General features: G+C 61.9%; 23 protein-coding genes, 1 tRNA gene and 2 pseudogenes. 6 read left to right on the forward strand and 20 right to left on the reverse strand.

The annotated features are described in order from the left end of the window. Positions 1–19 precede the first annotated feature (19 nt). The 5 genes from Q0603_RS12535 to Q0603_RS12555 form a co-directional block, all read right to left on the reverse strand. Positions 20–316, reverse strand: a complete 297-nt coding sequence (locus Q0603_RS12535; protein WP_298726137.1) for a hypothetical protein — start codon at positions 314–316, stop codon at positions 20–22. A gap of 90 nt (positions 317–406) precedes the next feature. Further along, on the reverse strand, positions 407–616 hold the full coding sequence (locus Q0603_RS12540; protein ID WP_298726138.1) for a hypothetical protein: 210 nt from the start codon (positions 614–616) through the stop codon (positions 407–409). A gap of 245 nt (positions 617–861) precedes the next feature. Beyond that, the gene (locus Q0603_RS12545) at positions 862–2646 is read right to left on the reverse strand and encodes an IlvD/Edd family dehydratase (RefSeq protein ID WP_298726140.1); all 1785 of its coding nucleotides are present in this window, start codon (positions 2644–2646) and stop codon (positions 862–864) included. A 10-nt stretch (positions 2647–2656) separates the two neighbouring features. Beyond that, positions 2657–3580, reverse strand: coding sequence for a DMT family transporter (locus Q0603_RS12550; protein WP_298726142.1), 924 nt, complete (start codon positions 3578–3580; stop codon positions 2657–2659). Further along, the gene (locus tag Q0603_RS12555; protein WP_298726144.1) at positions 3573–4280 is read right to left on the reverse strand and encodes a GntR family transcriptional regulator; all 708 of its coding nucleotides are present in this window, start codon (positions 4278–4280) and stop codon (positions 3573–3575) included. The genes Q0603_RS12550 and Q0603_RS12555 overlap by 8 nt, the downstream gene beginning before the upstream one ends. A gap of 147 nt (positions 4281–4427) precedes the next feature. Between Q0603_RS12555 and Q0603_RS12560 the strand changes: the two genes are divergently transcribed. Beyond that, positions 4428–5375 (forward strand): sugar kinase, encoded by a 948-nt coding sequence (locus Q0603_RS12560; protein WP_298726147.1) that lies wholly within the window; start codon positions 4428–4430, stop codon positions 5373–5375. Here Q0603_RS12560 and Q0603_RS12565 read toward each other — a convergent pair whose 3' ends face one another. The 5 genes from Q0603_RS12565 to Q0603_RS12585 are packed head-to-tail and all read right to left on the reverse strand — an operon-like array spanning position 5376 to position 8799. Next, a complete protein-coding gene (locus Q0603_RS12565) occupies positions 5376–6224 on the reverse strand; it encodes a fumarylacetoacetate hydrolase family protein (protein WP_298726149.1) in 849 nt (282 codons plus the stop codon). A gap of 27 nt (positions 6225–6251) precedes the next feature. Beyond that, positions 6252–7001 carry an SDR family oxidoreductase gene (locus Q0603_RS12570; protein ID WP_366132664.1) on the reverse strand — a complete coding sequence of 250 codons (750 nt, stop codon included), beginning with the start codon at positions 6999–7001 and terminating at the stop codon, positions 6252–6254. A gap of 22 nt (positions 7002–7023) precedes the next feature. Further along, positions 7024–8229, reverse strand: a complete 1206-nt coding sequence (locus Q0603_RS12575; RefSeq protein ID WP_298726153.1) for a UxaA family hydrolase — start codon at positions 8227–8229, stop codon at positions 7024–7026. Further along, complete coding sequence (locus Q0603_RS12580) at positions 8226–8540, reverse strand: UxaA family hydrolase (protein ID WP_298726155.1); 315 nt, start codon at positions 8538–8540, stop codon at positions 8226–8228. Before Q0603_RS12580 ends, Q0603_RS12575 begins: the two co-directional genes overlap by 4 nt. Beyond that, the gene (locus Q0603_RS12585) at positions 8527–8799 is read right to left on the reverse strand and encodes a hypothetical protein (RefSeq protein WP_298726157.1); all 273 of its coding nucleotides are present in this window, start codon (positions 8797–8799) and stop codon (positions 8527–8529) included. Before Q0603_RS12585 ends, Q0603_RS12580 begins: the two co-directional genes overlap by 14 nt. Positions 8800–8976: 177 nt before the next feature. On the opposite strand from Q0603_RS12585, the gene Q0603_RS12590 reads away from it, so the two are divergent. The 3 genes from Q0603_RS12590 (at position 8977) to Q0603_RS12600 (ending at position 11977) form a co-directional block, all read left to right on the forward strand. Then, a complete protein-coding gene (locus Q0603_RS12590; RefSeq protein WP_298726159.1) occupies positions 8977–9759 on the forward strand; it encodes a hypothetical protein in 783 nt (260 codons plus the stop codon). A gap of 92 nt (positions 9760–9851) precedes the next feature. After that, a complete protein-coding gene (locus tag Q0603_RS12595; protein ID WP_298726161.1) occupies positions 9852–11006 on the forward strand; it encodes a YbfB/YjiJ family MFS transporter in 1155 nt (384 codons plus the stop codon). A 107-nt stretch (positions 11007–11113) separates the two neighbouring features. Next, a complete protein-coding gene (locus Q0603_RS12600; RefSeq protein WP_298726163.1) occupies positions 11114–11977 on the forward strand; it encodes an MBL fold metallo-hydrolase in 864 nt (287 codons plus the stop codon). Between the two features lie 4 nt (positions 11978–11981). On the opposite strand, the gene Q0603_RS12605 is transcribed toward Q0603_RS12600, so the two are convergent. From Q0603_RS12605 to Q0603_RS12630, 7 genes are all read right to left on the reverse strand, one after another. Beyond that, positions 11982–13169, reverse strand: coding sequence for a 3-hydroxybenzoate 6-monooxygenase (locus Q0603_RS12605; protein ID WP_298726165.1), 1188 nt, complete (start codon positions 13167–13169; stop codon positions 11982–11984). An 88-nt stretch (positions 13170–13257) separates the two neighbouring features. Then, positions 13258–13887, reverse strand: coding sequence for a lytic transglycosylase domain-containing protein (locus Q0603_RS12610; RefSeq protein ID WP_298726167.1), 630 nt, complete (start codon positions 13885–13887; stop codon positions 13258–13260). A gap of 539 nt (positions 13888–14426) precedes the next feature. Continuing rightward, positions 14427–14693 (reverse strand): type I restriction-modification system subunit M N-terminal domain-containing protein, encoded by a 267-nt coding sequence (locus Q0603_RS19375; RefSeq protein WP_366132657.1) that lies wholly within the window; start codon positions 14691–14693, stop codon positions 14427–14429. Positions 14694–14699: 6 nt separating this feature from the next. Next, positions 14700–14915: a hypothetical protein gene (locus tag Q0603_RS12615; RefSeq protein WP_298726169.1), complete on the reverse strand. Its 216-nt coding sequence runs from the start codon at positions 14913–14915 to the stop codon at positions 14700–14702. Positions 14916–15039: 124 nt separating this feature from the next. Next, positions 15040–15726, reverse strand: a complete 687-nt coding sequence (locus Q0603_RS12620; protein ID WP_298726171.1) for a nucleotidyl transferase AbiEii/AbiGii toxin family protein — start codon at positions 15724–15726, stop codon at positions 15040–15042. Positions 15727–15740: 14 nt separating this feature from the next. Further along, positions 15741–15902 (reverse strand): hypothetical protein, encoded by a 162-nt coding sequence (locus tag Q0603_RS12625; protein WP_298726173.1) that lies wholly within the window; start codon positions 15900–15902, stop codon positions 15741–15743. Beyond that, positions 15895–16512: a type IV toxin-antitoxin system AbiEi family antitoxin domain-containing protein gene (locus Q0603_RS12630; protein ID WP_298726174.1), complete on the reverse strand. Its 618-nt coding sequence runs from the start codon at positions 16510–16512 to the stop codon at positions 15895–15897. Before Q0603_RS12630 ends, Q0603_RS12625 begins: the two co-directional genes overlap by 8 nt. Before the next feature lie 308 nt (positions 16513–16820). On the opposite strand from Q0603_RS12630, the pseudogene Q0603_RS12635 reads away from it, so the two are divergent. Continuing rightward, positions 16821–17420: pseudogene (locus tag Q0603_RS12635) on the forward strand (ArdC-like ssDNA-binding domain-containing protein); the annotation flags it as partial. A 2-nt stretch (positions 17421–17422) separates the two neighbouring features. Next, positions 17423–17842: pseudogene (locus Q0603_RS12640) on the forward strand (DNA-binding protein); the annotation flags it as partial. A 325-nt stretch (positions 17843–18167) separates the two neighbouring features. Here Q0603_RS12640 and Q0603_RS12645 read toward each other — a convergent pair. From Q0603_RS12645 to Q0603_RS12655, 3 genes are all read right to left on the reverse strand, one after another. Then, positions 18168–18244, reverse strand: a tRNA-Arg gene (locus Q0603_RS12645). A 310-nt stretch (positions 18245–18554) separates the two neighbouring features. Then, positions 18555–19586, reverse strand: a complete 1032-nt coding sequence (locus Q0603_RS12650) for a glycosyltransferase family 4 protein (protein ID WP_298726175.1) — start codon at positions 19584–19586, stop codon at positions 18555–18557. A 150-nt stretch (positions 19587–19736) separates the two neighbouring features. Beyond that, a complete protein-coding gene (locus Q0603_RS12655; RefSeq protein WP_298726176.1) occupies positions 19737–20744 on the reverse strand; it encodes an ABC transporter ATP-binding protein in 1008 nt (335 codons plus the stop codon). Positions 20745–20746: the final 2 nt, after the last annotated feature.

Below are 20746 nucleotides of genomic sequence, written 5' to 3' on the forward strand. Positions count from 1 at the left end.
CCTGTCTTGTTTTTTATAATTAGGACCTCACTGCCCCGCCATGGGCCCGGACCATGCATCTTTTGAAGATGTAGTATACCGCCGCCGGGGGCAAAGCATAGATAGCCCCCGTCGCCATGAGGACATTGAACGGCGTGTCGTCCGTGGTCAGGAAGAGCCTCAGCGCCGCCGCCGGCGTGATCTCGCGATCTGCGGAAAGCAGCAGGGCATAAGCTCCGATTGCCATCAGCGCCGGCATCATCAGCGGCAAATGGATCAGGCGAATAATCCGGAACGAATTGGCGCCATCGATCTTCGCGGCTCCGCTCCAGTTCATAAGGGAATTTGTGAGCATACCGCTTCATCCCCCAGATCACATAGGGTGAAGCAAAGGTGGTCATGGTCAGGATCAGCGGCCATTGCGAGTTCAACCGGCATCCGGCTCGAGCAGATAGGCCGCGCCAGGCAGCAGGTTGCCCTTCAGCGGTTCGGCGATGTAGCGGGTGTCCTCAAGCTTGCCTTCACTGGCCCATTGACCAGCGGCGCGAAAATCGATGCCTCCGGCCAGGGAAAAGCCTTTGTTGCACCAGACCATGCGCTCCTCCTGAGCAAAGGCCTGCGGCATGATCGCCCGCATTGCGCCCGCCGATGCCATTCCCAATGCTTTATGCATCCTAGTCCTCCCTGCCGGACCGCTATGGTTTTCGCGTTATGACTGCGCCGCCAGCTCCCCGTGTAACATCTTATATATCAGTTTAGCCATCGGTCAGGGATGTTGCCAAGCCATAATTGGCGGTTTTGCCGCTGCTGCAGGTGACTGTGTGAAGGCGGCGCGATAATCGCGCCGCCCATCTGTCAGCGTTGCGTGACGACTGTTGTACGTCAGTGATTGTGCCGGGGAACCCCGAAGGTCTCAGCGATACGCTGGTAATCCACCGCGAAATCCAGGCAGGCACCCGTCGTCAGCTGGCCGACATACTTGCGCTGCAACTCCTGCCACGGCGTCTGGTTGACCAGCTTCGGCGGCGTCCAGGCCTTGCGACGCTGCTCCAGTTCCTCTTTGGAAATGAGAATATCGGCGCTGCGCTTATTCAGGTCGATGCGAATCTTGTCGCCGGTCTGCAGCAGCGCCAGCCCGCCGCCGACCGCCGCCTCGGGCGAGGCATTCAGGATCGACGGGCTGCCTGACGTGCCGCTCTGGCGCCCATCGCCAATGCAGGGCAGTTGCAGGATGCCCTTCTTCACCAGGCGATCGGGCGGCAGCATGTTGACCACCTCGGCGCCGCCGGGATAGCCGATCGGTCCGCTATTGCGGATCACCAGGATGCTGTTCTCATCGATTGGCAGCGAGGGATCGTTGATCCGGGCGTGATAATCCTCGGGCCCTTCGAAAACGATGGCCGTGCCTTCAAAAGCACCCTCGTCGCCAGGGCGGCGCAGGTAACGCTCGCGGAATTCGGGCGAGATCACCGAGGTCTTCATAATGGCTGAATCAAACAGGCTGCCCGAAAGCACGGCAAATCCGGCCTCCGGCAGCAGCGGATTCGCATAGGGCCGGATCACGTCGCGATCCTTGCATTCGGCATTGCGGACATTCTCGCCAATTGTCTTGCCGTTCACCGTCAAGGCGTCGGCATGCAGCTTGCCGGCTTCCAGCAGCTCGCGCAGCACCGCCGGCACGCCACCAGCGCGGTGGAAGCCTTCGCCCAGATGCTCGCCCGCCGGCATGCAATTCACGAGCAGCGGAATGTGATAGCCGATCTTGTCCCAGTCCTTGTCTTCCAGCGGCACCCCGATATGGCGCGCGATGGCGTTGATGTGCGGCGGACAATTGGTGGAGGCACCCAGTGCGCTTGCGGCCACGATGGCATTTTCGAAGGCCTTGCGGGTCAGGATTTTTGACGGCCGCAGGTCTTCATGCACGATCTCAACCGCGCGGCGGCCGGTTTCGTAGGCCATCTGCGCCCGCTCGCGATAGGGTGCCGGGATCGAGGCGCAGCCGGGCAGCGACATGCCAAGCGCTTCGGCCAGGCTGTTCATCGACAGTGCTGTGCCCATGGTATTGCAGTGACCCGGGCTTGGCGCCGAAGAAGCGACCATCTCCAGGAATTCGTCGTAATTGATCCGTCCGGCCGCGAGTTCCTGACGCGCATACCAGACAACAGTGCCCGAGCCGGCGCGCTTGCCGTTATACCAGCCATCCAGCATGGGACCGCCAGACAGCACGATGGCCGGGATATCGACGGCAGCGGCCGCCATCAGCATGCCCGGGGTGGTCTTGTCACAGCCGGTCGTCAGCACCACGCCGTCGATCGGATAGCCGTAGAGCAGTTCCACCAGACCGAGATAAAGCAAGTTGCGATCAAGCGCTGCGGTCGGCCGCTTGCCGGTTTCCTGGATCGGATGGGTGGGAAACTCGAACGGAATGCCGCCGGCATCGCGGATGCCATCGCGCACCCGTGCGGCGAGTTCGAGATGATGACGGTTGCAGGGTGACAGGTCGCTGCCCGATTGCGCGATGCCGATAATCGGCTTGTTGCTGCGCAGTTCGCTTAAAGTGAGGCCAAAATTCAGATAGCGCTCAAGATACAGCGCCGTCATGCCTGGATCGTTGGGATTGTCGAACCACTCACGGCTGCGCAGCCGCTTTTTCTGGTTATCGGCCATGTCTTTCTCCCTAGGACGTCAAGCTGATTCGCGTTTTCTGTTCCCGATAGAAGACGAACAACCCGCTGGCGACGATGATGCCGGCTCCCAGCAGCATGACTGGCGTCGGCCGGTCGGCAAAGAACAGCCAACCGAGCAAAATCGCCCACAGCAGCGAGGTATAAGTATAGGGCACGACGACGGCGGCGGGAGCCAGCCGCAGCGCCTGATTGACGCTCATATGGGCGATTGTCGCCACGGCACCGATCAGCGCCAGATAGGCGGTCTGCAACAGATCGATCTCGGCCCAGCCCCAGGGCAGGGTCAGCAATCCGGCCAAGCCGACAGCCAAGGTGTGATAGACGATCAGGGACAGACTGCCGGCCGCACGCAGCTGCCGGGTCACAATCATCATCAGAGCATAAGCCGTACTCCCCGCCAGTGCGATCAGCGCCGGTGCGGTGAACACGCCGGCTTCAGGCTGCAAGACGAGCAGTACGCCAATAAAGCCGACACCGACGGCAATCCCGCGCCGCCAGCCGACCATCTCGCCCAGCAGCGGAATCGCCAATACGGTGACGAAGAGCGGCGTCGCCTGATACACCGCCATCACATCGGCCAGCGGCAGATGGCGCACGGCAAGATAAAAGCAGGCGACCTCGCCCACGATGAAGGCCAGCCGCAGCATGTGGCGGCCGGGTTGGGCGACCACGAAGACCTCACGCCATCCGGCGCGGTGTACCATCGGCAGCAGGACGATCATCGCCGAGACCGAGCGGATGAACAGCAACTGGCCGACGGCGACACTTGCCACCATCCATTTGCCGAGCGCATCGTTGAACGTAAACAATGCACTGCCCAGCAGCATGAAGGCGATGCCCCGCCAATGGCTGGCCGCTGCCTCTCCTGCCATGCCTACACCGAGGCTGCGTTCAGCCATTTTCGGCTCAGCCACTCTTGCGCTCCCGGCCCCGTGCCTGTTCCTGCAACAGAATCTGGTAGTCGCGCGAGGCGGCACGGATATGCACGCCGAGCAGATTGAGCGCCTTGGTCTTCTCCTTGGCACGCAGCAGCTTGACGATATTCTGATGCTCGGCCAGCGATTCCTCAATCGTGCGGTGCTTCGAAGTGACCGAGGCACGCAACGCCTGGATCTTCATCTCAAGCTGCTGATGCGCCATGGTGAGGAAGCGGTTGCCCGCGCGGCTCAGGATCTGGCGATGATATTCGGTATCCAGACGGCGATAGGCGGGCATGTCGTTATCGGCGATGGCCTTGGCCATGCGACGGACAATCTGCTCCAGCGCGTCGATCAATCCCGCCTCGTCGTTGTTCAAGGCATCCCGCAGGGCAGCGGATTCGAGGATGACCCGGTACTGGCACATTTCGGCCGCCTCTTCTGGCTCCATCGAGAAGACGAAGCTGCCGCGCTGCGGCTGGATATCGACCAGGCCCTCAAGCTTGAGTTGCAAAAGCGCTTCACGGACCGGTGTCTTGCTGATCCCGAGTTGCGCCGCCAGAACATTCTCCGACAAAGCCTCGCCCAGCATCAGTTCACCGTTGATGATGCGGTTGCGAACATGCTCCTTGACCAGCTCGGTTAAGGATTTTGGGCGCTCGATCCGCATCGTGCGGGCCGCACTCGTCTTGGGCATGGAGGGCCAGACCTTCTTTTAATTTGTTATTGCCGCAACCTAGCAGCGCCCTCGGGCCACCTCAAGTTAATATCTGATATGTCAGTTTCTTGCCCGGACTGCGAGAAAGAACTAGGTAGGGATCGGAACAGGAGGTTCGGAACAGCGATGCCCCTCGACATCCTCTGTCTTGGCGAAGCAATGGTCGAGTTCAACCAGACCGGCGGCCGCGATAGTGACCAGTATCTGCGCGGCTTCGGCGGAGACACCTCCAACTGCGCCATCGCCGCGGCAAGACAAGGCGCGAAAGCCGGCTACTGTACCCTGGTAGGCGCGGATCCCTTCGGCGATCTGCTGCTCGACCTCTGGCAGCGGGAGGGGGTGAATATTGATGGCGTCGGCCGGCGCCCGGATGACCCTACGGCAATCTACTTCGTCACCCATACCGAAAAGGGCCACGCCTTCACCTATTACCGGCGCGGATCGGCCGCCAGCCATATGGCGCCAGCCGACCTGCCGATGGACCTGCTTCTGAGCGCCAAGCTGCTGCACGCCTCGGGCATCAGCCTCGCGGTAAGCCCCAGCATGCGGGAAACAGTGATGAGCGCCATTGCAGCAATGCGCCAAGCAGGCCGCCAGGTGTCATTCGACACCAACCTGCGCCTCAAACTATGGCCGCTGGAGGAAGCGCGCCTGGCTACCGACGCCGCTCTGAAGCTCTGCGACATCGCCTTGCCGAGCCTGGAAGATGCCACTGCCCTGACCGGGCTGAACGATCCGCGCGCCATCCTCGATCATTACCGCGAGATGGGCATTCCGCTGGTAGTGTTGAAATGCGGTGCCGAGGGCGTGATGATCGCGGATAAAACCGGCCGCTGGCGCATTGCCGGCCATCGCGTCAAAAGCGTCGATGCCACAGGCGCCGGCGACTGCTTCGACGGTGCCTTCCTGGCTGAGTTCACGCGCACCGCCTCAGCTTTGGATGCCGCCATCTATGCCAATGCCGCAGCGGCGCTGACCACCATCGGCTATGGCGCGGTAGCGCCCATCCCGCGCCGTCCGGCGGTAGAGGCTTTTTTCAACTCCATCGGCCGGCCGGAACCCGAAAAGCTGTAGTCAGCCGCTATACGCCCGCACCGTCTGGTTCTGCTCACCCAGGCCGGCGATGCCGAGCCGCATCTTGTCGCCGGGTTTGAGATAGACCTGCGGCTTCTGCCCCATGCCGACACCGGGTGGTGTGCCGGTCGATATGATGTCACCCGGTTGCAGCGACATGAAATGGCTGAGATAGCTGACCAGATGCCGCACGCCATAGATCATCGTCTTGGTCGAGCCATTCTGAAAACGGTGGCCGTTGACCTCGAGGAACATCGCGAGATTCTGCGGGTCGGGTACTTCATCGGCCGTCACCAGCCAGGGACCAATGGGCCCGAAGCTGTCGGCGCTCTTGCCCTTGGTCCACTGGCCCTGGCGCTCGATCTGAAAGGCGCGCTCGGAGACATCGTTGACGACACAGTAACCGGCGACGTAATTGAGCGCGTCCTTCTCCTCCACATAGCGGGCGACACTGCCGATCACCACGCCGAGTTCCACCTCCCAGTCGGTCTTGGTGGAGTTCTTCGGGATGATCACGTCGTCATTGGGTCCGGTGATCGCCGATGTCGCCTTCATGAAGATGATCGGCTCGGAGGGAATGGGATTGCCGGTTTCGGCCGCATGATCGGAGTAGTTCAGGCCAATGCAGATGAACTTCCCGACACCGCTGATGCACGGCCCCAGCCGCGGATTACCGGACACCACCGGCAAGGTTGAAGGATCGATCCCCTTCAGGCGCGCCAGTCCCGCCGGACTCAGCGCCTCGCCCGCAATATCCGGCACCACGCCGGAAAGATCGCGGATCGCACCGGCAGCATCCAGCAGACCGGGCTTTTCCTGGCCCGCAGGGCCGTAACGCAGCAATTTCATGGCGATCTCCGTGACATCAAGCGCAACTTACAGCGACCAGCCACCATCGATGATATGGATGGCGCCAGTGGTGAAGGCGGATTCATCCGACGCAAGATAGACAGCCAAAGCGGCGATCTCTTCCGGCGTGCCAAGACGGCCAAGCGGCTGGCGGGCGACGAAAGCACCGCGCGCCTGTTCGACGCTGCCCACTGCGGCCGCCTGCGCCGCGATGCGATCATCCAGCGATGGGGTCTGGATCGTTCCCGGACAAATGGCGTTGCAGCGAATGCCCTGACGGATGAAGTCGATGGCGATCGCCTTGGTCAGGCCGATGACCGCCGCCTTGGTGGCGCCATAGACGAACCGGTTCGGCGCGCCTTTTACGGATGACGCGGCCGACGACATGTTGATGATCGAGCCGCCGCGTCCGCTTTGCAGCATCGCCGGCAGCAATGCCTTGCTGAGGCGGAACATCGACCGCACGTTCAGATCGAAGGCAAATTCCCACTCCTCCTCGGTACAGTCGAGGATCGTGCCGTGATGCACGAAGCCGGCACAATTGAACAGCACATCCACGGCACCAACCTCCGCCGCGAAACTTGCGATGGCTGCAGGATCGGTGACGTCGAGCTGACGCGTGACGATATTCGGCAGGCTGCCGAGTTCCTTCAGCTTCGCCTCGTTCACATCGGTGGCGATGACCTTGGCGCCCTCATGAGCAAAGGCGATGGCGGAGGCTCGACCGATCCCCTGTGCCGCCGCGGTGATGACCGCAGTCTTGCCGCTCAAACGCATGCTGGACATTCCCTCTCTTTGGTTATGCCACCGCCGGCAGGCAAGCCGGGCCGATGGGCTCGAAACTTTTATAGGTGAGGATGAATTCCTGATGGCCGAGACCTTCCGACTTGGTCGTCCGACCCGCACCAACCTGCTTGATCAGTTCGAAGATCTCGCGGCCGACCTCATCGAGATCGGCTTCGCCGGTCAGGATACGTCCGGCATTGACATCCATATCATCGGCCATGCGCTCGTAGGTGCGCGGATTGGCACAGACCTTGATCACCGGCGCCAAAGCCGAGCCGACCACCGAGCCGCGCCCGGTGGAGAAGAGAATGAGATGCGAGCCGCAGGCGATCAGCTCGACGATCTCGGCATTGTCGCTGATATTGGGGAAGCCGAATCGCACCTCACCATCCGGCACGACATCCAGCAGATAAAGGCCACCGCGCGGCGGGATATCGCCAGGCTTGATGATGCCGCTGATCTTCGAAGCGCCGCTTTTGGCATAAGCGCCAAGCGACTTCTCTTCGATGGTGGTCAACCCGCCATCGGCGTTGCCAGGCGCGAAACTCGGATAACCGAGCGTTTCGTAATAGCGCGCCGCTTTGGCCACGCAGGCTTTGATCTCCTGTCCCAGTTCCGGCGTGACGGCGCGGGCCGCCATCCAATCCTCCATCCCGATCAGTTCGCCGGTTTCCTCGAAGATCGCGGCCGCCTTCTCCTCCACCAGGAAATCGAAGGCGCGGCCCATGGCCGGATTGGCGGTCAGCCCCGATGTGGCGTCCGAGCCGCCGCAGATCGTGCCAACCACCAGTTCGGAAACCGCCATCGGTTCGGTCGGCTGGGCCGCCAATGCCTTTAACTGTGTCTCGACCCAGGCACGTCCCTTCTCGATGGTGCTGCGGGTGCCGCCATGCTCCTGGATTGCCAGCAGCTCGACCGGACGGCCGCTTTTCTTGATGGTTTGCTCCAGCAGTTTCTTGTTGAAGCCTTCGCAGCCCAAAGAAACCAGCAGTACCGCCCCTACATTCGGATGCGTGCAGAGCCGCTGCATCATTTTCGAAGCATAGGCATTCGGATAGCAGCCGGGAAAACCGATTACATGCGCCCCCGCCTCGCGATGCGGCCATGCGATCTCTTTCGCCACATGATGGGCGCATTCGACCAGATACGCGACCGCGACATAATTGCGGATGCCCTTGCGGCCATCGGCGCGACGCCAGCCGCGCATGGTTTGTGTCATGCTACGCCCTCCACGACCACGGTATTCGGCATGTAGTCGCTGGCGACATTGTGGCTATGCACATAATCGCCGGGCGCGATATCTGCCGTGGCACTGCCAATGGGCACGCCGTATTTGATGATCTTTTCGCCCTGGGCGATTGCGCGCACCGCGATTTTGTGACCGAAGCCAAGCGCGCGCTGCAGCACCACCGGATGTCCGGCGATGATGAGCTGCGTGCCTGCTGCAATCTCCTGCCGCGCCACCGCGATGTTGTCGCCTGGCGCCAGCACCAATAGGCGCGGATCCGCCTGCGGTTCAGAACTTGCCATAGCGCAGATACGCCTCCTTGCCGGCCAGGATATGGCACCGGACACCGCCTTCCGGGCTCATATGCCCGCTCACTGTCCAGATTTCGCCAGCCGAAGTCAGAGGTGGACTGAGCGGACGTATTTCGTGCGGCAGGACACAATTGTCATGGCCGGGACCGCGCAGCAGGTCATGCGCAGCCAAGGCACAGCAACGGCCAGGCCGTTCGCTCAAAGAAACTGACAGGGAAGCGGATGAGCCGGCCAAGGCGGTGTCGGACATTTCCTCTCCCATCTGATATATCAGTTTTAACAAACTCTAGCGGCTTTCCATCGTCCTGACTAGCCCGCCTCTGAGTGCACTGACTAGCCCGGCTGTGCAGTGTAGAATCCATTTCCGTTGCGGGGTCGTCAGGCGGATAATCCGGAGGCAGGCGGGGCAACGGAAGGAAGGACAATCATGATCAAGAAAATTGCCTTGGCACTCGCCATCGTCGTCATCGCCATCGCCGGTGCCGTCTATTATTTCGCCTCCAATCTCGACAGCATCGTGAAAGCCGCCGTGGAACGCTACGGCTCGGAAGCGACGCAGGCGCGCGTCAGCCTGAAGGCGGTAGAATTGGCTCCCACGTCGGGCACTGGCAGAATGCAGGGCCTGGTCGTCGGCAACCCGAAGGGTTTCTCCACGCCCGAGGCAATTTCCCTGGGCGATATCAAGCTGACAATCGACATCACCTCCCTGCAATCCAATCCGATCGTGATCAAGGAAGTGCTGATCAGCCAGCCATCGGTCACTTACGAATATTCCGGCCAAGGCAGTAATCTGGAAACGATCCAGAAGAACGTGCAGGCCTATGCGGCGAAATTCGGCGGCGGCCAGTCGAGCACCAGCGCATCGGCCAGCCAGGGCGGCGATGAGCGCAAGATCGTGATCGACCGCCTGAGCATCGAGAAAGGCAGCATCGGCATCAGCCACGCCGCCCTGCAGGGCCGCAGCCTCTCCTCGCCCTTGCCGACGATCGAACTGCGCAATATTGGCCGGGATAAAGGCGGCGCGACGCCGGCGGAGGTAGCCGAAAAGGTGCTGGGGACCATCAGCGCGCAGGCATCGAAAATCGCCTCCTCCGACCTGCAGAAGCAGATCGGCAATCTGGTGAAGGACCAGGCCGGTGCGGTTGGCGGCGCTGTAGGCGGTGCCGCCAGCGGCGCGACGGATCGGCTGAAGGGGCTGTTGGGCAAATAAATACCAGCCGGGGCGGCAGGACCGTCGATGGAACGACGGCGCTGCACTATCATTCCAGACAACAGATCCGCCGCCCCCCTAGTCTGGTTCCCATGATTAATCCCGTCTGGCGCGACGCCCTGGCCGGCCTTTGCGCATTGCTTGTCGGCATCGGCTTCGCGCGCTTCGGCTATACGCCGCTGATTCCCGTGCTGATCGAGCAGCAATGGCTCACCGCCGGCGATGCGGCTTATCTCGGCGCCACCAATCTGGCCGGTTACGTGGTCGGCAGCCTTTTGACGGCAAGCCTTGCGCGAATCGCGCCAATGGCACGGCTGACGCAGTTCGCGATGACAACCACCGGCATCAGCCTGATCGCCTGCGCCCTGCCCTGGGGCTTTGCCTGGTTTGCGCCCTGGCGCTTCCTGGCAGGTTTCACCGGTGGATTGCTGATGGTCGGCGCCGTGCCGCTCGTTCTGGCCCGAGCGCCTGCAACTCACCGTGCGCGCAGCAATGGCATCGTGTTTACCGGGGTTGGTATCGGCATCATCTGTGGCGGCACACTGGTGCCATCTCTCGCGGCATGGGGACCCATGCCGGTCTGGCTCGGCATGGGTGTTCTGACCTTGCTGCTCGCCGCACTCACCTGGCGGCAATGGGCTGGCGGTGACATCGCGCCGATCACAGCGCCGACGGATCTGCCGCCCCGGCGCTTCACCTTGCCGGTCGCTCTTCTCCTGGCGGCCTATATTCTTGATGCCGCGGGCTTCGTGCCGCATACCGTCTTCTGGGCCGATTACATCGCCCGTGGCCTTGGGCGTGGCGTGACGGCAGGCGGCCTTTTCTGGGTGTTGTTCGGCATCGGCGCGCTCTGCGGGCCGTTGCTAAGCGGCATCGTCGCGGAACGGCTTGGCTTCTACCGCAGCTTCGTCGGCGGCCTTGGCATCAAGGCGGCGGCCGTGCTACTGCCGATCCTGTCGCAGCATCCGGTATCCTTGATGATTTCCGCCATGGTGGTTGGTGCGCTGACGCCTGGCATCTCGGCGCTGGCCTCCGGCCGTGTCGCCGAAATGGTAGGCTTTACCGGCCATCGGCAGGTCTGGGGCTGGCTAACCGTTGGCTGGGCGCTGTCTTCGGCCGGCTTCGGCTATCTTCTGTCCTTCCTGTTCGACCTCACCGGCTCCTACAACCTGCTCTTCGCCTTTGGTGCGGCTGGACTATCCGGCGCTCTTATCCTCGCCGCCTTCGCCAAGGCACGGCAGAACTGATCCGCAGGTTTCAGCCGACACATTCCACACTACATAATTGACAAATTATGCTGCGGGCGGCGAGGCTAGAACCGCTGCTGGGACGCGTATCCTGAGTGAGGCCCTATATGAAACCTGCCGTCGAAGGCTTCTTCGATCCGGATACTTTCACGATTTCCTATGTGGTGGGCGATCCCACGACCAAGCGATGCGCGGTCATTGATTCCGTTCTCGATTTCGATCCAGCCTCCGGCCGCACGCGAAAGGCCTCAGCCGATAAACTGCTGGATTACATCGCCCAGCAGGAGCTGACGGTCGACTGGATTCTGGAAACCCATATCCATGCCGATCATCTTTCGGCCGCCCCCTATCTGAAGGAAAAAGCCGGTGGAAAACTCGGCATCGGCAGCAACATCACCGTGGTGCAGAACACCTTCGGCAAGATCTTCAATGCCGGAACCGAATTCGCGCGCAATGGCAGCCAGTTCGATCACCTGTTCCAGGACGGCGAGCGTTTTCGGATCGGCACCATCGACGCCATGGCGATGCATACACCCGGCCATACGCCGGCCTGCATGACTTATGTGATCGGCGATGCCGCCTTTGTGGGCGACACGCTGTTCATGCCGGATTTCGGCACCGCCCGCTGCGACTTCCCAGGCGGCGATGCGCAGCAGCTTTATCGCTCGATCCGCAAGATATTCGAGCTGCCGCCCGAGACCCGGCTGTTCATGTGCCACGATTACAAGGCGCCTGGCCGAGACGAATATCGTTGGGAGACCACGGTGGCCGAGGAACGCGCCAACAATCTGCATGTCCGCGACGGTATCAGCGAAGACGAGTTCGTCGCCATGCGCACCAAGCGGGATGCGACTTTAGGCATGCCGCGCCTGATCCTGCCATCCGTGCAGGTCAACATGCGCGCGGGCCATCTGCCGCCGCCGGAAGACAACGGCGTGCGGTATCTGAAGCTGCCCCTCGACGCGCTGTAGCGGGTCAACCGCCATAGAGCCAGGCATTGCCATCATAGGCCTGCTGCATCGTCCGGCCGGCGAGCATCTGGTTGCGTAATTCCCGCACCGGCCCGGTGGCGTGATAGAAATCGCCGTAGACTCGCGCCATCACCTGCACCCGCGCGGTGCGCAAATAGCGCTCCTTCTGATAGGCCAGGAAAGCCTTGTTGGGATCGTCGCGCAGCTCGCTCAGATGATCGGCGAGGCAGACGGCATCCTCGATCGCCATGCAGGCGCCTTGTGCGAGGTATTGCAGCATCGGATGCGCGGCATCGCCCAGCAAGGTGATGCGCCCCTTGGTCCAGTTGTCCACCGGTTCGCGGTCGCACAGCACCCACATGCGCCAGGATTCGATCTTGCCCAGCAGGGTCAGGACTTCCGGTTGCTGATTGCGGAAGCGCTCGTTGAGCTCTTCCGGATCGCCGAAGGAATTCCAGCCTTCCTCGTAACGGTTGGAATGAAACACTGCGACGAGATTGTAAAGCGTGCTGCGTCGCAGCGGATAATGCACCAGATGCGTCTTCGGCCCGGCCCAGAGCACCACGTTGTTTTCACGCTGGTTCTGCGGCACTTCCCCGATGGGCAGCACCGCCCGATAAGCGATATGGCCCGAGATGCGCGGCTTGCCATCGCCAACGACGGCGTCGCGCATACGGGACCACAAGCCATCGCAGGCGATGATGCAGTCGCCAAAGACCGTTTCGCCATCCGCCAAAGTGACCGAAACGCTGTCCTCATTGTCGTGATGAGCCGTGACCTTGGCATTGTTGCGCAGCTCGATCAGCTTTTGCGCCTGACAGGCTTTGAGCAGCGTCAAATGCAAATCGGCGCGATGAGTGACAGCATAAGGCATGCCGAACCGGGCTACGCAATGATCGCCCATCGGGATGCGGGTGACCTCCTCGCCGGTCAGCGCATCACGCATGATCAGATTGTCGGGACGGACCGCGTCGGCTTCTATGGCGGCACGGATACCGAGGCGCTCGAAACGACGGAAAACATTCGGGCCTAGCTGGATGCCGGCGCCGACCTCGCGGAACTCGGCCGATTGCTCCAGCACAATCGAGCGGATGCCTTTCAAGGCCAAGGCCAGCGCAGTGGCTAAACCACCGATGCCGCCGCCAATGATGATGACGGGGCGATCCTGTCCCCGCATTGCGCCCTGCGCCATTTGCGCTTCCCCCGTTTATATTTCTTATTCTTGATCCGTATACGGATTTAACTCAAATGTCAAGTAGAATCTGCAGGTTTACACCTGATCAGCCTCGTTCGGCATTAGACGCAGCGTTGCTTGCGGCACTGTCTTGCAGCGGACAGGCCGTGAGGCCCAGCGTCTCGGCGTAATTCTCGTCTTCCTGCCCGCCAAGATATGCGTACTGCGTCGTTACCGCTTCTGACGCGGCCGATACCGCCAGCACGGCTGCTGCCTTCAAACGTTTTTTCTTTGCCGTCTCTTCGAATGCAACGCCGAGCTTATCCAGGAAGTGCTGAGTTTCGCGCGGAAGGTTGCGGTTGGCGCGGCGCAGATCATCTAGCCGCTTGGGACCGACATTGTAGGCCGCATACATCGCCGGCCAGCCGAAGCAATCGTGCAGTGCGCGCAGGTATGCGGTGCCAGCCAGAATGTTGTCGCGCGGGTCATGCGGATCCGATCCGAGACCATGGGCGCGCTGCATCTTGGTGTAGGTATCCGGCATGAGTTGCATCAACCCCATTGCGCCGGCCTTGGAGACGATTGGCTTGCCGTTAACCTTGGCGCGGCCACTGCTTTCCACCTGGATGACATCGCGTATCCAGTCTTGCGGAATGCCGAAACGCTGATGCGCCTCCGCGATATACGGCGCCCAGGGGTCCTTCGTGTTCTTCTGCTGAACATTGTTCGCCGGCACGGCGGCTTTCCTTGCCGCTGGGGCCATGAATAGCGGAGGCGGCGCAGCAAGGTGAGCCGATTCAATCGACAGCCCCGCCTCCACGGGGAGCGGCTTTGCGTGAACGGACGAAACCGGTTGCACAACCAGACCGCCCGTGGCGAGGAGCATGAGTAAGGCGAGCGAAGATGACATGGCCAGCGAGAAACCGGCGAAACGTGGCCAGGTTATGGCTGACCAAAAAAGGTCACACCTGACAATTGCGCTAAGTTATCGAAATTTCCACTAACGCCTTGTCTTTGCACGACACAGACATTTTGCTCTGACGGATGCGCGTTATGTCGCGCCGATAGGCAATGGAGAGATGTTCCTCGCGGTATGCTGGTGACGCTGCATAGAGAGAAGCATAGACAGAATGCTGCATAGAGAGAATGGCGCACCCAACAAGATTCGAACTTGTGACCTCTGCCTTCGGAGCTGGTTCATTGCCCTGTCCGAATTGCGCGACACGACACCCTTCTACACGATCATAAACAAGGCACATCATCGCTTGCATGAAATCACGCCCTTCGAGGCGGGACAGGGCTCGAGGTTTTCGACCAAATTGGCCGGCTATTGCGGGCTGCTCCGCAGCATATGCGCGTTTCACGGGACCGCCGACACGAGAGGACCGCGACCTTTTCCTGATCGGTACGCCACAGTAATCGGGCGTATGGTTCGCCTGCATACTTATCGCTGATGTATTTAATGAAGAGCAGCGAGAGAACGTAGTCTTTGTATTGACTCGCATCCATTCCGCCGCGAAGGGCGTCGCAGCTTGCCCGCAACGAACGTTAGATTTCAGATTTCTTTATTGCCATGCGCCCCCATCGATTTCTTATTGGTCGAGTCGGCGATGACTTGCGCGACTGCTTCTGGTCGCTCACGTATGAGCGCATGAACTCGCGTATCACCTGCGCGGCCGGCTTGTCTTCGGCACGGCAGGCGGCCACGAACTGCTCACGCAGCTCACGCTGTACCCTGATGCGTAGCCCGACATCCTTGTCCATCCGGGCAGTGTATCCGATGGATACACATTTGTGTACGAGAAAGTGGGTGTCGTGTCACCCCGCTATATCCGCGGCCGAGATTGCAACGCAGCCGGCGCCTCGTACGGGTCCGCCCGCCTTGTCTTCAGATCGCTCTGGCGTCGGAGGCATAAGGCATAAGAAAAACGCTTAGCTCTCCTACCACGTCAGCCAATTCGCCAGGATCCACGGAAAGGTCTTCAACAAAGGCGCGCCACTGTCGCTGCTTTTGTTCGTCTGCTGCAAATGCCGGCGTAAGCGCGTCGGGCGGTTCGGTCGGAATTGCCGTCCCACGTCGCGCAAACGTGGCCGCGATGGCGCGGGCGAGCCGGTCGTCATCGAAGCTGAACGACCGGCTGAGAATCCAGATGTCGTAGAAGTCCTTCATCCGGCTGTTGGCCCGGCCCAGCGCCACGATAGCCTGGAATTTCTCGGCGATGACGGTCTCCCGCGCATAGGCGCGTAGTCTTGGCGCGGGCAGGTCGAGCATCACCGGATAGTCGACGACTTCCGCCCCAGGCTCCAGCGCATCGCCAAAGCCGATGTCGATTGTCAGATTGATCCGGGCCCCTCCGACCGAAGCGATCGCACGCAGCCGGAGTCCGCCATAGTCGAGTTCCTCGCGAATGCGGTCGACACGCAGCGTAGCCGGATCGAACACGACGCCGTCTTCGGCGTCCTGAGCGAGGATGTCCCGGAATGTCGCCAGCATCGCGGCTTCGCTCGAGTCCCCGAAACCCAGCAGGTCGAGATCACGCGTCCCGCGGTGCGGATCGTCGAACCAGCTCATCATGAGCATGGCCCCTTTCAACACGAAGCGGTCGGCGTGGGTGACTGGCCGAGCCGGAACAGGAGGCGCTCCAGCGCGAAGCGCGTGAGCACCAGATCGAAGCTCTGTCCGTTCGCCTTGGAGAGGTTGAGGAGCCGGGCGCGCATCGAGGCGCCGATATTCTTGATCTCCTTAGCCATTGGCGGTCAGAGCCTCCAGATAAGGGCGGATCACTGTGCCGACCCCCCCTGTATCCGCCGCCCTGGCGATCTCGGCCGGTGTGGCCTTGCGTTGGCGCAGAGTCTCTTGCAGGCCTTCGAGTGCGACAGGAAGACCGATCTTGCCGCGATGGCGGAAGCAGTCCGCGACGGTCTTCGCCACGCCGAACACCTTTACCGGCACGCCTTCGATCAGATGGGTTTCGACGCTGTCGGCAAGCAGATCGTCCGAGAAACGCAGCACACGGATCGGCATGTCGCTCGGCTTTGGCGTCCAGTCATTCCGGCCGATCGCCATCCACACCTTCTTGGGAAGCTGATCCGTGAGGCCATGAAAGGCGAGCGCCGAGACGAGGCAGATCACGCCCTTGGAGAAACGCTTGGCCGCCTCGGCAAGGCCGTGATTTGCATCGAGCTCTGCGTCGGGGAGCTGGTAGAGCCCGCGCGCCAGGCGGATGACCTCACCATCCTTCTCCATACGGCTGACGGTTGCGGCGGTCACACCGGCATTCCTGAGTTCTGCAAGGCGCAGAATCCCACGCGCCTCTAGGAGATCGCGGGCTATCTCGCGCTGGGATGGGGCCTGAGGCATAGATACATACTCTTGCACTTCAACAGCTATAGTGCGAGGTTTTGTATCACATCGAGCAGTAAAGGAAAAGACCAACGAGGTTGAATCGGCTGGTTGGCAGCCACCGCGCCGCGGATTGGAAGCGAATGGCCCGCGACGTGGACAACCCGGGAGCGAAAGGCCATCCCCTGCGGCCGAGCCTGTAGTCTCGCCCGATCCCTTCTGCGGGGACACCACGCAACGCCCCGAGAGTGAGAGTGCGGACCGGTTTTCCGTGACGGGTTGAAAGCCGAGGGAAAGGCCCTTGGCGCCCGTCGCGGAGAACCGCGATGTCCAGACACAAGCGAAACGCTGGCGCCAGGCGCGACCGGACCAAACTCTATTCCGAGATCACCGACAAGATCATCACCGAGCTGGAGGCAGGCCGCGTGCCCTGGGTCCAACCATGGGGCACGGTGGCGGCGAAGGCGCCGCTCGGCCTGCCATAGAACGCCTCGACCGGCCGGACCTATTCCGGGATCAACGTGTTGCTCTTGTGGGCGCGGTCATCGAACGCGGCTTCTCCGGCCAGAGCTGGCTCACCTTCCGCCAGGCGCTGTCGCTCGGCGGCAATGTCATGAAGGGCGAGTGCGGCACCACCGTCGCCTATGCCGACCGCTTCGTCCGGAGGCTTCGTGCCGGAGGACGAGAAGCGGCGCGCTCGCGAGACCGGCGAGGATGCCCAGGCAATCCCGTTCCTGAAGCGCTTCACGATCTTCAATACCGACCAGTGCGAAACCTGCCCGAGGATGTGGCAGCCGCAGCGCCGCCGGTGCCGACGGGTTTGATAGAACCGCGCGACGACGCCCTGATCGAAGCCTCCGGCATCGACTTCCGCATCGGCGGGCAACCGGGCCTTCTATGTGCCGGCGCATGACTATATGCAGGTGTCGGCATGTACGAGATCCCCGCCGGCGGCCGGCGCTATCGCGCCCTCGAACTGCTGGTGAAGCAAAAGCGCCTCGCCAAGACGGCGCCGGTGCCCTGCGTGATCCGCGAGGGCGGCATCGCCGAGGAGGACTCGCTGGCGGAGAATGTCCAGCGCGCGCCGCTACATCCGCTCGACCAGTTCCGCGCTTCCCTCGTGCTTCGCCAGAAGGGCCAGTCCGAGGAGGAGGTCGCCGCCGCGTTCTTCGTCTCGGTCAACGTGGTCAAGCAGCGACTGAGGCTCGCGTCGGTGTCACCGGCTCTGTTCGACGTCTATGCCGGGGGCGGCATGACGCTGGACCAGCTCATGGCGTTCACCGTCTCGGGCGATCACGAGCGCCAGGAACAGGTGTTCGAGCGTTTGAAGATGTCTTACGATAAGCAGTTTGGGAAATGATGTCCCACCGACGCCCTCGGGGGCCGGAAGCTGACCGACAGGTTCTAGGTTACATCGGCGGGAAGCAGGTCAACCGGTTTTGGGAAGCGAGGGTGTGGACGCCAATGGCCGGTAACGGGCGCATAACGGTCGTTCAATGCCCCATAAACCGCGTCTGCGCAGGGTCAAAATCGACCAATCGGAAACGATTCGAACTTTTTCACCGCCAAACACCGCCGTTTCTACGCTTTTTCGCGCGAGAACCGTCTCACGCTCTTTGCGCGGGCGTAGTTTCGGCAGTTATCGGCGGCAATAGAAGACAATCGGCGGAATTTGGCGCACCCGACAGGATTCGAACCTGTGGCCTTCGCCTTCGGAGGGCGACGCTCTATCCAGCTGAGCTACGGGTGCTTACCGGTCGCAACTGCTTACGCAGTACTTACGTGAACTTTTTGCGAGTTGAAAGCCAAGAACGCGGACCTCGCAAATCCTTGCCCATATTATCTATATTAGTCTCCTTCCTTGCCCAAACCGGCTTGACACCTGCCTTCGGAGGGCAGCGATCTATCCAGCTGAGCTACGGGTGCTGGGGCGTCCTCAAGGGCCGACGGGCGGCCTGAACGACGGGGCGGACCTTAACCGAGCCATCTTCCGGAGGCAAGGCCGGGGCAAGGATCGGGTAAAGCCGGATGGCCTTTCCCTCCCCGGTCATCCTTTGGCATCAACGCATTAAAGCCTCGAAACTGGCAGCGCAGCGATCCCAGGTGAGATCGCGCTGTGTTGCCAAAGCCGTCTGATGCTGCCGTAGCCATAGATCGTCGTCGCGTAACAGGCGCAGCGCGGCGTCGGCGAAGGCGGCCTGGCCATCGACGATGAAACCGGTTTCGCCATGCCGCACCCGCTCGGGCAGGCTGCCGATCGCCTCGACTACGGCGGGCACGCCCATTGCCTGCGCCTCGCCGGCAGCCAGGCAGAAGGTCTCGCCCGGATCGCCGCGATAGAGCAGACAGCGCGCCGCCGCCAGCTCGCTCACCAACTGATCCTTGCCAACAGCGCCGCGCAGCACAACGCCTTTGTCAGCCAGGGCTTTCGCTTGTTCGAACACCGCATTCATCTGCGCAGCCTTGCGCGCGCCGAAACTGCCATAGACGCCCATGCCGCCGAAGACATGCAGCTCGGCCGTGGGCATCGCGGGATGAATGCGCTCGGCCCAGATCTGCAGCAGCCAATCAAGCGAACGCTGCGGATTCGAGGTAAACACAGCGCGTGGCGCCGGCGGCGTGCGTGGTGCCGCATGCAGGAAGCGGTCGGAGATGCCGTAAGGAATGACCCTGCGGCCGCCATCGATACCCCACCAGGGATAGGTGGCGGCATGGCTTTCGCCCAAGAAAACGATGATCGGCCGGCGCCGCAGGAAGGCCCACTGATAGCGCGGCTTGCGCATATAGGTGGCCGGATTATGCGTCCAGAATACCGTGGTGCGGGCGCGCGGTGCGAATTGAAGCAGCCGGTTGCCGCGATTGGCGATGAACAGATCCGGCGCATCCGGCACGCCATCCCGCAGCGGCCGCCAGGCAACGCCACGATGATCGACGGCTTTTTCGCAAAGGTTATGCACGCTGACCTCATGGCCGCGCGATGCCAGCGCCTGGGCCAGTTCGATCAGAGCAGTTTCGGCACCGCCGAGCGCGCCGCGCTCCAGGCTGGTGCCGTCGAAGGCAATGCTTTGATCGGCGATGACGATGCGGCTCATGATCTGCCTGACGGGCCCGGAAAAAGACGCCGCGGACCTTACCGGGGGGAGTCGGGCCGGGCAAGGCGCGGGCGGTATAAGTGTGTTAACGCCCCCGGGACCACCCGGATCAGCCCTGCCAAGCGAAGAACTCGCGATGCAGTCTAGATGTTACGACACACGCTTGCGTGTGAGTTCGAGGAAGAGGTCTTCCAGATCGGCCTCTTGCGTCGAGAGATCGACGATCTCAAGCCCTGCCGCCTGGATCCGGGACAGCACCGCCGAGAAGGGCATCTGGCTGGGGCGGTAATGCAGGCGCAGGCGGCGCGGATCGAGCAATTCGGCCTGCAGATCGGCGAAAGCGGCCGGCGCGGCATCGAGATCGGCGCCAAGCGTCAGGATCACATCCTTGCGGTCGAGGCGGCGAAGCAAGGCCGGCGTCTCGTCGCTGGCCACCACCGTGCCGTGGTTGATGATGGCGATGCGGTCGCAAAGTGCTTCGGCTTCTTCCAGGTAATGCGTGGTCAGCACCACCGTAGTGCCCGCGGCGTTGAGCTCGCGCACATAGGCCCAGAGCTGCTGGCGCAATTCGATGTCGACACCGGCAGTGGGCTCATCCAGCACCAGCACCGGCGGCGCATGCACGAGCGCCTTGGCCACCAACAGACGACGCCGCATGCCGCCCGAGAGCGTGCGGGCATAGGAGTTCGCTTTATCGGAAAGGCCCACGGCGGCGAGGATTTCATCCGTGCGGCGCTCGGATTTGGGCAAGCCATAAAGCCCGGCCTGGAATTCCAGCGCCTCGCGCGGCGTGAAGAAGGGATCGAGATTGAGTTCCTGGGGCACAACCCCGATGGCGGCACGCGCCAGCCGCGTATCGGTATCGATGTCGTGGCCCCAGATGGAGGCCGTGCCAGCGGTCTTGCGCACCAGGCCGGCGAGGATGTTGATCAGGGTCGACTTGCCGGCACCGTTGGGGCCGAGCAGACCAAAAAAGCTGCCGCGCGGGATATCGAGATCGATGCCTTTCAGGGCCTGTTTGGCCCTTTCGCCGCGGCCATAGACCTTCAACAGCCCGCGCACCGCGATGGCGGGCGGCTGGCCTGCGACGGCCGGGCTGCTATTTACTTGGTTTTCCGGCATCGGTTGGGCAGGCCGAAAGACTGGCGAAGCGGACATGG

Origin of the sequence: uncultured Ferrovibrio sp. (assembly GCF_937960835.1) — a bacterium.
In the GTDB taxonomy this organism is placed as follows: Bacteria; Pseudomonadota; Alphaproteobacteria; order Ferrovibrionales; family Ferrovibrionaceae; genus Ferrovibrio.